Source organism: Pseudomonas sp. PA15(2017) (genome assembly GCF_001945395.1).
GTDB lineage: Bacteria > Pseudomonadota > Gammaproteobacteria > Pseudomonadales > Pseudomonadaceae > Aquipseudomonas.
Map to the genome: position 1 here is coordinate 19,673 of NZ_MSXV01000006.1, position 16,290 is coordinate 35,962.

10 protein-coding genes are annotated in these 16,290 nt (G+C 62.7%); 8 read left to right on the top strand and 2 right to left on the bottom strand.

Annotated features, from left to right (window positions below; genetic code table 11):
• The first annotated feature begins 6 nt into the window (after positions 1-6).
• The 4 genes from bamC (at position 7) to BVH03_RS02080 (ending at position 5,071) form a co-directional block, all read left to right on the top strand.
• Entirely contained in the window at positions 7-1,125 is a 1,119-nt protein-coding gene (bamC, locus tag BVH03_RS02065; protein ID WP_075959643.1) for an outer membrane protein assembly factor BamC, read from the top strand.
• Positions 1,126-1,279: 154 nt separating this feature from the next.
• Positions 1,280-2,146 (top strand): phosphoribosylaminoimidazolesuccinocarboxamide synthase, encoded by an 867-nt coding sequence (locus tag BVH03_RS02070; RefSeq protein ID WP_075959644.1) that lies wholly within the window; start codon positions 1,280-1,282, stop codon positions 2,144-2,146.
• Between the two features lie 412 nt (positions 2,147-2,558).
• Positions 2,559-4,034 (top strand): M10 family metallopeptidase, encoded by a 1,476-nt coding sequence (locus tag BVH03_RS02075; protein ID WP_075959645.1) that lies wholly within the window; start codon positions 2,559-2,561, stop codon positions 4,032-4,034.
• 434 nt (positions 4,035-4,468) lie between these two features.
• A complete protein-coding gene (locus BVH03_RS02080; protein WP_075959646.1) occupies positions 4,469-5,071 on the top strand; it encodes a recombinase family protein in 603 nt (200 codons plus the stop codon).
• Positions 5,072-5,307: 236 nt separating this feature from the next.
• On the opposite strand, the gene BVH03_RS02085 is transcribed toward BVH03_RS02080, so the two are convergent.
• Positions 5,308-6,219 carry a pyridoxal-phosphate dependent enzyme gene (locus BVH03_RS02085; RefSeq protein ID WP_075959647.1) on the bottom strand — a complete coding sequence of 304 codons (912 nt, stop codon included), beginning with the start codon at positions 6,217-6,219 and terminating at the stop codon, positions 5,308-5,310.
• 457 nt (positions 6,220-6,676) lie between these two features.
• Between BVH03_RS02085 and putA the strand changes: the two genes are divergently transcribed.
• The 3 genes from putA to BVH03_RS02100 all read left to right on the top strand — a co-directional run bounded on the left by putA (position 6,677) and on the right by BVH03_RS02100 (position 11,837).
• On the top strand, positions 6,677-9,853 hold the full coding sequence (gene putA, locus BVH03_RS02090; protein WP_075959648.1) for a bifunctional proline dehydrogenase/L-glutamate gamma-semialdehyde dehydrogenase PutA: 3,177 nt from the start codon (positions 6,677-6,679) through the stop codon (positions 9,851-9,853).
• Positions 9,854-10,032: 179 nt separating this feature from the next.
• The gene (gene putP, locus BVH03_RS02095) at positions 10,033-11,523 is read left to right on the top strand and encodes a sodium/proline symporter PutP (RefSeq protein ID WP_075959649.1); all 1,491 of its coding nucleotides are present in this window, start codon (positions 10,033-10,035) and stop codon (positions 11,521-11,523) included.
• A 101-nt stretch (positions 11,524-11,624) separates the two neighbouring features.
• A complete protein-coding gene (locus BVH03_RS02100; protein WP_075959650.1) occupies positions 11,625-11,837 on the top strand; it encodes a VF530 family DNA-binding protein in 213 nt (70 codons plus the stop codon).
• Positions 11,838-11,986: 149 nt separating this feature from the next.
• Here the strand turns inward: BVH03_RS02100 and BVH03_RS02105 are convergent, their stop codons facing one another.
• Entirely contained in the window at positions 11,987-15,097 is a 3,111-nt protein-coding gene (locus tag BVH03_RS02105) for a transglycosylase domain-containing protein (protein ID WP_075959651.1), read from the bottom strand.
• A gap of 170 nt (positions 15,098-15,267) precedes the next feature.
• On the opposite strand from BVH03_RS02105, the gene BVH03_RS02110 reads away from it, so the two are divergent.
• The gene (locus tag BVH03_RS02110) at positions 15,268-16,089 is read left to right on the top strand and encodes an aldo/keto reductase (protein ID WP_075959654.1); all 822 of its coding nucleotides are present in this window, start codon (positions 15,268-15,270) and stop codon (positions 16,087-16,089) included.
• Positions 16,090-16,290 lie beyond the last annotated feature (201 nt).

Sequence of the window (16,290 nt, forward strand, 5' to 3'; positions counted from 1 at the left end):
CGACGCATGAAGCGACTGGCCGGACTTTCCGCACTTGCCCTGATCATCACCAGCACCAGTGGCTGTGGCTGGATCTGGGGTGAAAATGGCTACTTCCGCGACCGCGGCAGTGATTACCTGAGCGCACGGCAGACCGCGCCGATGCAACTGCCTGCCGACGTCGAAGCCAAACGCCTCGACCCGTTGCTGCCGGTTCCCCAGCAGATTCGCGACAGCGAGGCTGCGGGCGAATACGAAGTGCCGCGTCCGCAGGCGCTGGCCGTCAGCGACAACGTCAGCGAGTTCAGCCTGCAGAACAGCGGCGACTCCAGCTGGCTGGTGGCTCAGCGCGTGCCGGCCGAAGTATGGCCAGGTGCTCGCCAGTTCTTCGAAGACGGCGGCTTCCGCATCGTCGACGAGCGCCCGCAGACCGGTGAATTCAGCACTGACTGGCAGCGCTTCGACGCCCTGTCCAGCAGCATGCAGAGCCGCCTGACCGGCCGTGTCGGTGGCCTGGACGGCAACACCGAAACCCGCGTGCACGTACGCCTCGAGCCTGGCGTGCAGCGCAATACCAGCGAAATCTTCGTGGTTACAGCGCAGCGCCCGGCAGGCAGCAACAGCGACGTGCCGTTCACCGAACGCAGCGTCAACAAGACTCTGGACGCCGCACTGCTCGACGAGCTGCAGGCGAGCCTGACCCGCAGCACGGAGCAGGGCGGTTCGGTTTCGCTGCTCGCTGGCCGTGACTTCGATGCGCCAAACCGCGTAGCGCTGTCGCAGGACGGCAACGGTAACCCGATCCTCAACCTGAGCACCGACTTCGACCGCGCCTGGTCTGGCGTCGGCCGCTCGCTGCGCATGGCCGACCTGCGCGTCGACGACATCAACCGCACCCTGGGCGTCTACTACGTCAACCTCGCCGAAGGCCCGCAGCGCAGCAACGAGAAGCCCGGCTTCTTCAAGCGCATGTTCGGCGGCTCGGAAGACAAGGATGCCGTCGAGGCTCGCGCCGAGCGCTATCAGGTACGCCTGACCGCCGTGGGTGACACCGTACAGGTGACCGTCGAGAAGGACATCAACACCGTGGCGCCGGCCGACGTGGCCCGCCGCGTGCTGGACATGATCCAGGAGAACCTCGGCTAGGCATTCCTGGCGCGCGGTTGGCGATAGGCGAAACCCCATGGGGTTTCGCCTTTTGTTTTCACAGGCGGGGCGTTTCCCTGCCGACCCTTAGAGCCGTGGCGCGTCCGCTCGACGCCGAGCGGTGCGACTTTCACGCGACGAGGCGGATCTCGAAATGACCACACCTTCCCTGAGCCTGAAAAAGATCTATTCGGGCAAAGTCCGCGACCTCTACGAGATCGACGGCAAGCGCATGCTGATGGTCGCCACCGATCGTCTGTCGGCCTTCGACGTGATTCTCGAGCAGCCGATTCCGGACAAGGGCAAGATCCTCACCGCCATCTCCAATTTCTGGTTCGACAAGCTGGCCCATGTGGTGCCCAACCACTTCACCGGTGATCGTGTCGAAGACGTGGTGCCGGCCGCCGAGCTGCCGTTGGTCGAGGGCCGTGCGGTGGTCGCCAAGCGCCTCAAACCGGTCGCCGTGGAAGCCATCGTGCGCGGCTACATCGTTGGCTCCGGCTGGAAGGAATACCAGAAGAACGGCACCGTATGCGGCATCGCGCTTCCTGCCGGCCTGAAGGAAGCGGCCAAGCTGTCCGAGCCGATCTTCACCCCGTCGACCAAGGCTGCCGTGGGCGACCATGACGAGAACATCAGCTTCGCCCAATGCGAAGCGATCATCGGCGCCGAACTGGCCGCCAAGGTGCGTGACACCTCCATCGCCCTGTACAAGGCAGCGGTGGAATACGCCGCCACCCGCGGCATCATCATCGCCGATACCAAGTTCGAATTCGGCCTCGATGAGGACGGCACCCTGACCCTGATGGATGAGGTGCTGACGCCTGACTCCAGCCGCTTCTGGCCTGCCGACAGCTACGCCGAAGGCACCAACCCGCCGAGCTTCGACAAGCAGTTCGTGCGCAACTGGCTGGAGTCCACTGGCTGGAACAAGGAGCCGCCGGCCCCGGCCGTGCCGGCCGACGTCGCCCAGAAGACCGCCGACAAGTACCGCGAAGCGCTGACCCGGCTCACCGCCTGATCACGCGTTGCCAACACAAACGCCGCCGTTCCCTAAAGGGAACGGCGGCGTTTTCGTTTTCTAGTCGAGCGGGATTAGCGCGCAGAAAATCACCGACGGGTTCTGAGCGCCGTGATGCGGTTTCGCACCTGAGCAACCCCGAAAAAATTACAGCGCGCGCGCCGGTCGTACTGCTGCTTTCGCCTCGCTTATCCTTGGCTTGATGCTGGTTGCATGGTGGCTAAACTTTGTTATAAAGAGGAGCAGTCCGAGACATGAAGGCTTAACGCCACCTCCCCCTCCCTGGTAACCGGGCGTGATTAGCCCGACCCGACCCCGAATTCTCTGATGGCCACACAGGGAATAAAGGTGGATGGCGTCTGTCGCATCGACGTCATGGAGGTTAATCCCAAGTCTATTGAGTGAGACCAGCATGGACGGTACAGAATTCTTCTTGGCAAAAACCAATCCCAGTAGAGCATTCGAGCTTCTTGAAATGGTTGTAAACGGCATGTCTCGAGGTGGAGGAAGCGTTGACGGCAAAACATCCTATGTTACTGCGCAAGCGGTAGAGGCGATAACGGGAAATAAAAAATGGTATTTCTCGGCCGATGAAGAGGCACAGGTATTAAGGTATGCATTCAGAGAAGCGGCATCAGTAAGCGAACTTGACGCTTTAAAAGTTCGTGATTTCCAGCCGTTTTCATCGATTCAAAAAGAAGTGGTCAGGGACTCGCTAACGGCCTGGTCAGATGTGGCGAACATAGTGTTCAAAGAGGCCGCAGATGGCGACAGAGTGAATATAGTGTTCGGCAGCTATTCCGATGATGCCTCCACGAAGCATGGATTTACTGTTACCCAAAGACTAGGTGACAGTTTGCTGTCTTCTGAGGTTTGGCTAAACACGCGGAGTGACACGTCGCCCGTGCCGATAGGCAGTATCGACAGACTTGCAATGGTGCATGAAATTGGTCACGCGTTGGGTTTGGATCACCCGTCGCCTTATACGGGCGAAGAGCCCGATGCTAATTACGTGGATTATGCGGACTACAAAGAGGACACCATTGCCTATTCGGTAATGAGTTACTGGGACGAGGCCTTTAGCGGTCAGACATTCAAGCTGAACGATGACGATGGTCACCCTGTCAGGTACTTTCCACACGCACCGCAGATGGACGACATCGCCACGATCACTGATCTTTACGGTGCTAACCTCAATACCCGAGCAGGCGACACTGTCTACGGGTATAACTCGAATGCTGGCCCTGAGTATACCATCACAGCGGGAGCCACCACTGCGCCTATATTCTCGATATGGGATGCGGGTGGCGAAGACACCCTGGATCTTTCCGGCTACGACAAATCCCAGATAATCAGCCTTACGCCAGGAACGTTTTCCAGCACCAACGGTTATGTGGGTAATCTGTCCATTGCCGAAGGCGTGACAATAGAAAATGCGATAGGTGGCGATGGAAACGACTTGATCATTGGCAACCTGTCCCTTCAGCCGAATTTAGACGGTGTCGTAAGCACGAATAATACCCTCCGCGGGGGCGGCGGAAATGATCTTATTTTTGGGGGGGCGGGAGGGGATAATCTGTGGGGCGGCTCCGGCCGTAACACCTTTCTTTATTCCTCCGTACTGGAGTCTACACCCGACGAGCCAGACATCATCTTCGACTTCAAGTCTGGACTGGACAAGCTAGACCTTAGTGGCATGGGCGAAGTAGGGGCCATCGGCGGCTTATCCTTCAGTGACGCGTTTGACGGCAGCAAAGGCCAGGCGTCTATTCGGTTTGATGAGGGTACGGGAGCCAGCGTGTTCAGCGTTGATTTCTCCGGCAGCGGGCAACCCGACTTTGCCATTGTTCTCGTTGGCCAGCTAGCTCCTCAGGATATCTTCATTTGACCTCTACGCACCGCACGCGACATTCCTATTTGGGCCTGTACGAAGCGTCTCCGAGCGCAGGCGCTTTTCGTTCGAAGTCTCGCGAACAGAACCCTACAAGGTAATACCAGGTGAGAAGCCTGGCGTAGCGAATCAAAAACTGCCGGTTCGCCGGCCAGGGTGAGTGCAGCGACTCACGCGCGGTCGACACCTCGTAGGCCGCGATTTTGGGCGTCACACGCAGCCTTTTCTTGCCGTGGCGCTTGGTGTAGGTTATCGACTGGGCGCCACCGCGGTCGCGGCAAGGCAGGTTCAATTCCGCGTTGTCGGGCCGCCAGCGCAGAGTAAAAACAGCGTGATTCCAGCCTTGTTCAACCGATGCTTCCCTTGCCTGCAGGCAGCCTTTCCACGGCTCAACTGGCCCGAAATGACGCCTCGATGAAAACTGCCCGACGATGAGCCAACTGCCAGAGTCAGAGCAGGGCCAGCAGAGTGGCCCCCGTTTTTTGGGCTATGCGCGAGCCAGTGAAACGCCCAGCTTGCTCAGCCAGCTGTTCGGCCTGGAGTTGGCGGGCTGTACCCGGCTGGTGTCCGAGCAGACCAAAAATAACTGGCGTAATCGCCCGGAACTGACCCGCCTGCTCAGCGAACTGGGTCCTGGCGACGTGCTCACCGTCACCAAGCTCGATCGCTTGGCGCGCAGCACCCGGGAACTATTGGAAATCGCCGAGCGCATTCATATCAGCGGAGCAGGCCTGCGCAGCCTCTCCGAACCCTGGGCAGACACCACGACGGAAAACGGCTTGGCCGTTCTGGCGGTCTTCGCCGGTATCGTCGAATTCGAGCGCTCGCTGATCCTGGAGCGAACCAAGGACGGCCGTGAGGCCGCCAAGGCGCGCGGCGTGAAGTTCGGCGCCAAGCCGACGCTGACCAACGAGCAGATCGACGAGGCGAAACGGCTGATCGATCAGCAAGGCCAGTCGGTCGATCAGGCGGCCAAGGCGCTCAGCGTCCATCGTTCCACGCTTTATCGCGCGCTACGGCGGGTGGAGAAGTAGCGGTTTATCGCGCAGCCTGTTGTACGGCGGGCGCTCATTGAACGTACGGGTGGTTGCTTCATGGTGGACAAGCTTCGCGTTGTTCACCCTACAGCCGATTTTCCTCATGTAGGGTGGATGACGCTCTTTTCATCCACCGTTGCTGCCCCAGCCCGTGTTATTAGCTGCGGCGGGTGGAAAAGCAGTGGCCCTCCAAGACCGCTATCCACTCGTACCATGTGCCTATAAATCAGCTATCAACCTCGCAGGGTAAGCAGCGACTCGATGGTTGCGGTGGCGCCACCGCATATGATGACCAGCACGTTGTTCGACTCAGCCAGGGAAACCTTGCTGCCATACAGCACTGCAAGGGCTGCGCCGCAAGCTGGCTCGACCAGAGTGCGGTGATCGTTCAGATAGGCCAGGCACGCCTCTACAGTTTCTCGGTCGGACACTTGAACAGGTATCACGGGCCGCTCTTTTGACACTTCGAAGGCTCTGCGGCAAACCTGACGTGCTGCAAGGGAGGTCGCGACCCCGGAAACCGCCGGGATCTCCACGAGCTGGTCTGCGCTGATGGAGGCCTGCAGCGATGCGGTTCCCTGCGTCTCGACGGCATAGATCGGCACATTGTCGAGGCCATTGCGACGCAAGCCCTCATCGACGCCGGCCAGGAGACCGCCACCGCCGACCGAGAGCACAACGGCATCCGGACGTAGGCCATCGGCGACGACCTCGTCGATCATCGAGGCATGTCCTTTCCACAGAAGTGGATCGTCGAAGGGATGAATGAAGGCGTCCGCTGCCGTCTGCAAGGAACGCGCAAGCTCGTTGGCCTCGAACCAGGACTCGCCGTGAACGATCACTTCAGCCCCTTCCTGCTTGAGCAGGCTTCGTGCGCGCTCCGAACTCGTCTGCGGAACGACCACGATAACGGGTACACCCAGGCGACGCCCGGCATAGGCGACGGCGAGCCCGGCATTGCCGCCCGACGACGAAATGAAGCGCTCGGCACCCCTTGCGTGGTGTTGCTCACAGGCGAAGCCAACGCCGCGAATCTTGAAGGACCCGCCTGGTTGCATGGCCTCCATCTTCATCCACACCTTGGCACCGACACGGTTACTCAGCGGCAGCGATTCCAGAAGAGGGGTCTTGATGCTCAGCGACATGCTTTCAACTCCGGGTAATGGATTAATTCGGGTCTTGGCCTGCGGATGTGATGGTTGTAGCTGGAGCCGCGGCCTCGTTCGCGAGCGCGCACCGGCGCTTGCCAGGATTTCCTCAAGGCCGACACGATAGCGCGTCGACGGGAGGTGACGGCAAGAATACGTGCTCATCCGCAGCGCAGTAAGCCGGGCAGGGCCACTGCGACGGTGGCAAACAGAGCGCCGGCGTCATTCACCATCTCTTGCGCACACAGCCGTGCCGCTTCGTCAGCCTCTGGGCCTGACGGGTTATTCGGAGTTTTCTGCAAAAACTCCAGAGCTTTTCGCAAGAAGCCGTCACCGATCTGCCACTAAATTCCGCCATCCGCTTCTGCACGCCTGTGATCGCCAGATCCTCGTATCTGGGCTAGACCCAAAGCAGGGGTACCCCATAGATAATCCCTACAAGAGGATGGGCGTGATGTTCAAAGCCAGCCAGGTCTTGCAGCCGGAGTTTCTCGCGCAGATCTCCGCCGCCAAAGCCGCCGATTTCTTTCCCGCCATCAGTGCCAACTACAACGTTGACGAAACCGCGTACCTGCAGGAACTGCTCAAGCTCGCCGATCCCGGTGCTGCCGGTATCGAGAGCATTCGTCAGCAGGCGCGCAGCCTGATTCAGGATGTGCGCGGTCGCGACAATGCGGTCGATACCCTCGACGCGTTGCTGCGCCAGTACAGCCTCGATACCCAGGAAGGCCTGATGCTGATGTGCCTGGCCGAGGCGCTGTTGCGCGTGCCGGATGCCAGCACCGCCGATGCGCTGATTCGCGACAAGCTCAGCGCCGCCGAGTGGGAGCGGCATCTGGGCAAAAGCGACAACGTGCTGGTCAACTTCGCGGCCTGGGGCCTGGTGATGACCGGCAAGGTGGTCGACCCGCAAGCTGCCGACGGGCGCCCGAAGAAGGTGCTCGGTCGCCTCATCCAGCGTTCCGGCGAGCCGGTGATTCGCGCGGCGATGAACCAGGCCATGAAGCTGATGGGCAAACAGTTCGTGCTCGGCCGCACCATCAGCGAGGCGCTGAAGAATGGTCGCTCGGAGCGCGAGAAGGGCTATACCTATTCCTTCGACATGCTTGGCGAAGCGGCACTGACCGCCGAGGACGCCGAGAAATACATGGCCGACTACCGCAAGGCCATCGACACCGTCGGCGCCGAGCCGCAGGTCGGCCCAGGGCCGAAGCCGTCGATCTCGATCAAGCTGTCCGCACTGCACCCGCGCTATGAAACGGCCCAGCGCGAGCGCGTGCTCAGCGAGCTGTTCGCCAACGTGCGCGAGCTGGCCATTCGTGCCCGCAAGCTCGGCGTTGGCATCTCGGTGGACGCTGAAGAGGCGGATCGCCTCGAGCTGTCCCTGGAGCTTTACGAAAAGCTGCTGCGTGACCCGGCCATTGCCGGCTGGGGCGAGTTCGGTCTGGTCATCCAGGCATACTCAAAACGCTGCCTGCCGGTGCTGGTGTGGCTGACCCTGCTGGGCAAGGAGCTCGGTGAGAAGATGCCGCTGCGCCTGGTCAAGGGCGCCTACTGGGACAGCGAGATCAAGCAGTGCCAGGTGTGGGGCCTCGACGGCTACCCGGTATTCACCCGCAAGGAAGGTACCGATACCTCGTATCTGGCCTGCGCGCGTTACCTGCTCAGCGACTTCACCCGCGGCGTCATCTACCCGCAGTTCGCCAGCCATAATGCCCATACCGTCAGCTGCATCCTGGCGATGGCCGCCGAGCAGGCGTCGCCGCGCGAGTTCGAGTTCCAGCGTCTGCACGGCATGGGCGACGCGCTGTACGACACGGTGCTGGAGAGGCACCGCAAGACCGTGCGCATCTACGCCCCGGTCGGCGCCCACAAGGACCTGCTGCCGTACCTGGTGCGTCGCCTGCTGGAAAACGGTGCCAACTCGTCGTTCGTGCACCAGTTGGTCGACCCGAGCGTGCCGGTCGAGTCGCTGATCGATCACCCGGTCACCCAGCTGCGCAAGTTCGCCAGCCTCGCCAATAACAAAATCCCGCTGCCGCCTGCGCTGTACGGGGCCACACGGAAAAACTCCCAGGGCATCAACATGAACATCCAGACATCGCTGACCGAACTCGAAAACGCTTACCGGCCACAGCTGGATCGCCAGTGGCAGGCCGCGCCGGTGATCAACGGCCAGGCCCTGAGCGGCACCGCTCAGGAAGTTCGCTGCCCGTATGATCTGAACAAGGTGGTCGGCACCGCCCAGTTCGCCACCGCCGCCCAGGCCGCCCAGGCGCTGGATGGCCTGAGCGCTGCCTGGCCGAACTGGAACGCCACCCCCATCGACGCCCGTGCCAGCGTGCTCGAGCGCCTGGCTGACCTGCTGGAAAAACACCGTGCCGAGCTGATGGCGCTGTGCACCGTGGAAGCCGGCAAGTCCATGCAGGACGGCATCGACGAAGTGCGCGAGGCAGTCGACTTCTGCCGTTACTACGCCCAGCAGGCGCGCCTGAAACTGGGCCGTGAAGAACTCAAGGGCCCGACCGGCGAGCGCAACGAACTGTTCCATGAAGGCCGCGGCATTTTCGTTTGCGTGAGCCCGTGGAACTTCCCGCTGGCCATTTACCTCGGCCAGATCAGCGCGGCCCTGGTGGCCGGCAACGTGGTGCTGGCCAAACCGGCCGAGCAGACCAGCCTGATCGCTGCCCGTGCCCTGGAACTGATGTTCGAGGCCGGCCTGCCGAAAGACGTGATCGCCTTCCTGCCGGGCGATGGCGCCACCCTGGGCGGCGTGTTCTGCCGCGACCCGCGCGTCGCCGGCGTGTGCTTCACCGGCTCCACCGACACGGCGCGGATCATCAACCGCCAGCTGGCCGAGAAGGACGGCATGATCGCCGCCCTGATCGCCGAGACCGGCGGCCAGAACGCGATGATCGTCGACTCCACTGCACTGCCCGAGCAGGTGGTCAAGGATGCCGTCGGTTCGGCCTTCACCAGCGCCGGCCAACGCTGCTCGGCCCTGCGCGTGCTCTATGTGCAGCGCGATATCGCCGACCGGGTGATCGACCTGCTCAAGGGCGCCATGGCCGAACTGAAGATCGGCCCGACCCACCTGCGCGAAAACGACATCGGTCCGGTCATCGATGCCGAGGCCCGCGAAGGCCTGCTGACGCATATCGACCAACTCAAGGGCGAAGGCAAGTTGATCGCCGAGGCGGCCGTGGCAGGCGACCTGAACGGTCATTTCGTGGCGCCAGTGGCCTTCGAGATCGCTGGTATTCACGAACTGAAGAAAGAGCAGTTTGGCCCGGTGCTGCACGTGGTGCGCTATGACGCGGCGGATCTGGAGAACGTGGTCGCGGCCATCAACGCCACCGGTTACGGATTGACCCTTGGCATTCACAGCCGAAACGAGGAAACTGCCGCCCGCATCGAAGCCCTAGCGCGTGTCGGCAACCTGTACGTGAACCGCAACCAGATCGGTGCGGTGGTCGGCGTGCAGCCGTTCGGCGGTTGCGGCCTGTCCGGCACCGGCCCGAAGGCCGGCGGCCCGAGCTACCTGCTGCGCTTCGTCAACGAGCGCACCACCTCGGTGAACACCACGGCGGTGGGCGGAAACGCCTCATTGCTGTCGCTGGGCGACGAGTAACAGGCAACGGGTGGGAATCGATGAGATTTCTGCCCGTTTTGCTATTGGGGGCTGATGCCCCGAATCGGTAACACCGCCAGAAGAGTGGTGTACCTGGAGCACGACCGTAGTCGTGATGTGCCAACTGGGACCGGCTAATCCCCGGTTTGAATAAAAACAAACGAGAGGGGCATTCCCCAATGACTGCAAGTACTCCCATGCTGGTCACCTTCGTGGTCTACATCCTGGCCATGGTGCTGATCGGCTTCGTTGCCTACCGGGCGACCAAGAACTTCTCCGACTACATCCTCGGCGGTCGTAGCCTCGGCAGCTTCGTGACGGCCCTGTCCGCCGGTGCCTCGGATATGAGCGGCTGGCTGCTGATGGGCCTGCCGGGCGCCATCTTCATCGCCGGCATCTCGGAAAGCTGGATCGCCATCGGCCTGATCATCGGTGCCTGGCTGAACTGGCTGTTCGTCGCCGGTCGCCTGCGCGTGCACACCGAGCACAACAACAATGCCCTGACCCTGCCGGACTATTTCACTCACCGTTTCGAAGACAACAGCAAGCTGCTGCGTATCTTCTCGGCGCTGGTGATTCTGGTGTTCTTCACCATCTACTGCGCCTCGGGCGTGGTAGCCGGTGCACGCCTGTTCGAATCCACCTTTGGCATGAGCTACGAATCCGCACTGTGGGTGGGTGCAGCGGCAACCATTCTCTACGTGTTCGTCGGCGGCTTTCTGGCGGTGAGCTGGACCGACACCGTACAGGCCACCATGATGATCTTCGCGCTGCTGATCACCCCGGTATTCGTGATTCTTGCCCTGGGCGACTTCGATGCGGCGATGACCACTATCGAGCAGGCCAACCCGGCCAACTTCGACATGTTCCGAGGTCTGTCCTTCATCGCCATCGTGTCGCTGCTGGGCTGGGGCCTGGGCTATTTCGGCCAGCCGCACATTCTGGTGCGCTTCATGGCGGCCGATTCGGTCAAGTCGATTCCGGCGGCGCGCCGTATCGGCATGATCTGGATGATCCTGTGTCTGGCGGGTGCCGTGGCGGCCGGTTTCTTCGGCATCGCCTACTTTGCCAACAATCCTGACCTGGCTGGCCCGGTCAGCGAAAACGGCGAACGCGTGTTCATCGAACTGACCAAGATCCTCTTCAACCCATGGATCGCCGGTATCGTGTTGTCGGGCATCCTGGCGGCGGTAATGAGTACCCTGAGCTGCCAGCTGCTGGTATGTTCCAGCGCCCTGACCGAAGACTTCTACAAGGCCTTCCTGCGCAAGGGCGCCAGCCAGACCGAACTGGTCTGGGTCGGTCGTCTGATGGTGCTGCTGATTGCCGTCGTCGCCATCGCCATTGCCTACAACCCGGAAAGCAAGGTGCTGGGCCTGGTGTCCTACGCCTGGGCCGGTTTCGGCGCGGCCTTCGGCCCGGTAGTGATCCTGTCGCTGGTCTGGAAGGGCATGACCCGCAACGGCGCCCTGGCCGGCATGGTGGTCGGGGCGTTCACCGTGGTGATCTGGAAGGAGTTCATCGGTCTGGGTCTGTACGAGATCATTCCGGGTTTCATCCTCGCCACCCTGGCCATCGTCGTGTTCAGCAAGATCGGTCACCCGGCCTCGCCAGCGATGGTCAAACGTTTCGACGAAGCCGAGAAGGAATACCAGGACGCGCATATCTGATCGCGCCCGCTCCGTTTCGCTTAACGAGGGCCCGGACACTGTCCGGGCCTTTTCATTGGTGGCGGCTGGTAAGCTGGCCGCCCAGCCATCAGGAACCCACCATGACCTCGTCCAAAGACCCGCTGCACGGCATCACCTTGCAGACCATCCTGACCGAACTGGTCGAGCAATTCGGCTGGGACGGCCTGGCCCAGCGCATCGACATCCGCTGCTTCAAGAACGACCCGAGCATCAAGTCCAGCCTGACCTTCCTGCGCAAGACGCCCTGGGCGCGGGAGAAGGTGGAGGCGTTGTATCTGAGGCACAAGCGCTAGGGTTCGTTGGCGGTAGGGAAAGGTGCGAGCAAGGCACAAGCGGCATCGTTGCTGCCGCTTTTGTAGGATGGTCTTCAGCCCGAGCTTTTTATCAAGGCAAACAAAGAGCTCGGGGCTAAAGCCCCTCCCACGAAGTGTGCGGCCTTGTGCTAGCGAACCACCTGCGCCGTCTGCTGCTGCGGTGGCGGCGCACATTGCGTGCGGGCGCCGGTCTGCAGGTAGGGCGCGAGGATTGGTTGCATGCCCTTGAGCACCTGCACCGGCAGCGCTGAGGTGAAGCGGAAGTTTTCCGCGGCGCGGCCCGGCACGAAGGCGGTGAGGGTGCCGAAGTGGTCCGGGCCGAGAAAAAACACGAAGGTGGCGGTGCGGTTCTGTACCCGCGAGCTGATCACCTGGCCACCGCGGCCGACGCTGGTCATGCGGTTGTCGCCGGTGCCGGTCTTGCCGCCCAGGGTCAACGGGCTGCCGTCGGCCAGGGTGAAAGCACCCTGCAAGCGCCGTGCGGTGCCGCCATCCACCACCTGTGACAGGGCTTCGCGCAGCGCTGCGGCGACCTCCGGGGCCATCACCCGCTTGCCCGCTTCGAGCACGTGCCCCAGCCGCGTTTCGTAGGGTGTGCCGCCGGCGAAATGCAGGCTGTCGATGCGCACGGTGGGCAGGCGGATGCCGTCGTTCTGGATGATGCCGATCAGCTCGGCCAGGGCCGCAGGGCGATCACCCGAGCTGCCCAGGGCGGTGGCGAGCGATGGCACCAGATACTCGAACGGGTAGCCCAGGTTCTGCCAGCGCTGGTGGATATCCAGAAAGGCCTCGACCTCCAGCATGATGCGAATACGGCTGTCGCGGGCGCTCTTGTGACGGCTCTTGAACAGCCAGCCATAGACCTCCTGGCGCTGCTCGGCGCTGGCGGTCACCGCATCGTTGAAGGCAGCCTGGGGATGGTCGCTCAGGTAGGCCAGCAGCCACAGTTCCAGCGGGTGCACGCGGGCGATATAGCCTTGATCCGGCAGGCTGAAGGCGCCAGGGCCGTAGCGCCGATAAAGCTCGTCGATACGCTTGTCGCTGATGCGCGCGCCGGGCAGGTGAGCGCGAATGAAGCTGGCGAAGGTCGCCTGATCGACCTCCGGCATCAGGTAGCGATGCACGGCCGCCAGGCGCGTATCGGTCAGGCGCAGGCCGCCGATGAAGGTGTCCAGGCGCTCCTGGGCCGACTGCCCCTGGTACTTGCGCCAGAAGCGCAGCAGAAAGGTGGTGCCCTCGCGGTCGGCGAAGCGGCTCAGGTATTCCTGGCGCCGTGGGTCCTTGTCGTCCTTGAGCAGGGCGGCGCTGTTGCCCGGTGCCTGGTAGGTGCTGTAGCGCACCAGGTCGCGCATCAGGCGCACGAAGGGCAGGTTGATCGATTCACGCAGCGATTCGCGCAGGGTCGGGCGCCGGCCATCGTCTTCTCGGCGGAAGTTGCCGAAGGTGTGCAGGCCGCCGCCGGTGAAGAAACGCTCACCGGGGCTCGCCGAATAACGGCGCTCCAGCGCGGCGTCGAGCATGCCGGCCAGGTCGGCACCCGGGTTCGCCCGCAGGTAGTCGATGGCCCAGCGGCTGAGCAGATCCTGATCGGCCACGTCCTGCCCGCGCAGTTGCGCCAGGCTCATACCCGCCAGCCGGCCATGCAGTTCGGCGATCACTTCCAGATAGGTCGCCATGACCCGCAGCTTGGCGGTGGAGCCCAGCTCCAGCTTGCTGCTTTCGTTGATATCGAAGGGCTGGTGGGTGTTGTCGGTCTGCACGCGTACCTGATTGCCAGTGGGCGTGCGCTCGAACAGGGTGAAGCTGTAGCGCACGTCGCCGGTCTTGCTGGGCGACAGCAGGCGATCGCCGAACAGGCCGACGCCTTCGGCGAAGGCGGGGTCGGCGAGCTGTTCGAGGTACAGGCTGACCTGTTGCTGCAGGTCAGAATTGAGGCTGGCGCGGGCTTCCAGGTCGAGGCGGTCGAGTTCGTAGTAGGACAGGTTGAGCAGGCCAGCCAACCGGGCCCGCGCCATGCTGATGCCCTTGTCGCTGTCGATGCGCTGCAGGTTGGGATCGGTCTGCCAGTCGCGGTAAGTCACCTGCTGGGCCAGGGCCACGTCGCGCAACGTGCTGTCCAGTACGCCACCGTCGGCCAACAGGCGCAGGTGGCTGTCGACCAGCGCGGCCAGTTCCGCACGGCCCTGGGCGAGGTAATACGAGGGCCGGCGCTGGGCGATCATCAGCGACAGTACCTGGCGCAGCGCCAGGCCCCGTTCGGCCAGGTTGGCATCGCTGGCCTGCCCGGCCTCGAGCAGGCGGTTGGTGGTGACGAAATCCACGCCGAACCAGATGCGCAGGCCATCGGCCAGGCCATGCACTTCACCATGGCCGGGGGCGGCCGAGAGCGGCACGCTGTTGACGTAATCGCGCACGATGTTCTGCCTGGCCTCCAGCGTTTGCGGGCCGCCCTGGTAGGCGCGCACGCTGGCGGAGATCATCTGTCGCAGTTTCTCGGCCGGTGCATGGGTAATGCCGTCCGGTGAGTGGCGGTATTTCTCTAGCTGAGTGGCCAGGGTACTGCCGCCGGCGGACTGATCTTGCATGCCAGCGTACTTGCCGACCTGGGATAGTGCCGCTTTCACGAAACGCGGCCAGTCCACCGCCGGGTTGGCTTCGGCGGGTTCTGCGGCGAGCAGCTGGCGGTCCTCGATGAACAGCAGGCTGCCGACCACCAGCGGTGGAATGGCGGTGAAGTCGGGGTAGCGCTGGCGTGGGTTGCGCACGGTATAGAAGGGCGTGCCGCGGCAATCCTCGATGTTCACACCGGTTTGCGCCTTCTCGGCGAAGGGCGGGAAGAAACCGTGCTCGGCGTAGTTGCTAAGCGCAGCCGAGAAACGGGCTTGCTGCAGTACCTCGAAACCGCGGCCCTGCAGGCGTTCGATGAAGGTCGGCAGGCGGCTGTAGCCCTGGCGTTGATCGAAAGGCCCGCTACCGGGATAGACGATGGCGTCACTGGGGCCTTCTTCGATTTCATAGGTGAGCGTGGCGGCGTAGCGACTGAGTTGGCTGGACTGGAAATGGGCGGTGCGCAGTTCGTAGATCAGCAATCCACTTGCTCCGATCAGCCCCAGCAACAGCGTCGAGCTAACTACCCAGCGCACAGGGTGCTTGCGGGGCTGGGTTTTGCGCGGCACCGCGGTCGCGACCTTGTGCTCGCGTACAGGCGGTGCGGAGTCGGATCGCCATAGTGCGCCCATGGTTAACTGGCCCTGGCTTGTCCTTTCCTTTACAGCGTAGCCGTTGAGCGGCGCACTGTCCGACCGAGCGGCCAAAAAAATCCTGCCTTTACAGAAACCTAGGTTCGCGTCGTTGGCCTGAACCTGAGCCATACCAGCCGGTCAGGATGCAATCACCAGGAGGAAGCATGATGCGCACACTCGAATTGGCCGGCACTCAGGTACCGGTGATAGGCCAGGGCACCTGGCGCATGGGCGAAAACCGTGATCGGCGCAAAGGCGAAGTCGCCGCGCTGCGTGAGGGCGTCGAGCGCGGCTTACGGCTGATCGACACTGCCGAAATGTATGGCGAAGGCGGCGCGGAAGAGGTCGTCGGCGAGGCGGTTTACGGCAAGCGCGAGCAGGTCTTTCTGGTCAGCAAGGTCTACCCGCACAACGCCAGCCGCAGTGGCGTGGTGGCGGCCTGCGAACGTAGCCTCAGGCGTTTGGGCAGCGAACATATCGACCTTTATCTGCTGCACTGGCGCGGCCAGTACCCGCTGGACGAAACGGTCGAAGCCTTCGAGCGCCTGCGCGAGCAGGGCAAGATTGGCCGCTGGGGCGTTTCCAATTTCGATCTGGACGATCTGCAGGAACTCGGCGAGCCGGCCTGCGCGACCAATCAGGTGCTCTACAACCCCGAGGAACGAGGCGTGGAGTTCGACCTGCTGGCGTGGCAACAGCGCCAGAACATGCCGCTGATGGCCTACTGTCCGCTGGGGCAGGGCGGGGCACTGCTGGCGGACGCCGCGCTGCAGCAGGTGGCGCAGCAGCATGGTGCGACCGCCGCCCAGGTCGCCCTGGCCTGGGCGCTACGCCAACCCAACGTGCTGGTGATTCCCAAAGCCAGCGATCCCCGGCATCTGGCCGAGAACGCCGCGGCCGCTGAGCTGCAACTCAGCACCGCCGATTTGCAGGCGATCGACAGCGCCTACCCGGCGCCGACGCGCAAGCAGCGGTTGCAGATGGTGTAGAAGGCCGCGCTCCCACGCCTATGGACGCGTGTGAGTCATGCCGGTCGCCACTGTTGTGGGAGCGCGCCATGCGCGCGCCGGCTTCACGGGCATGGACTAGGTGTGATCTCTCAGTAGGTTGTTCATCCGGGGCGTTCCCGGAATTCTGGAAGCGCGACCAACACAGCCTTCCAGGAGCCCCGGATGAACTTGCATAAACAT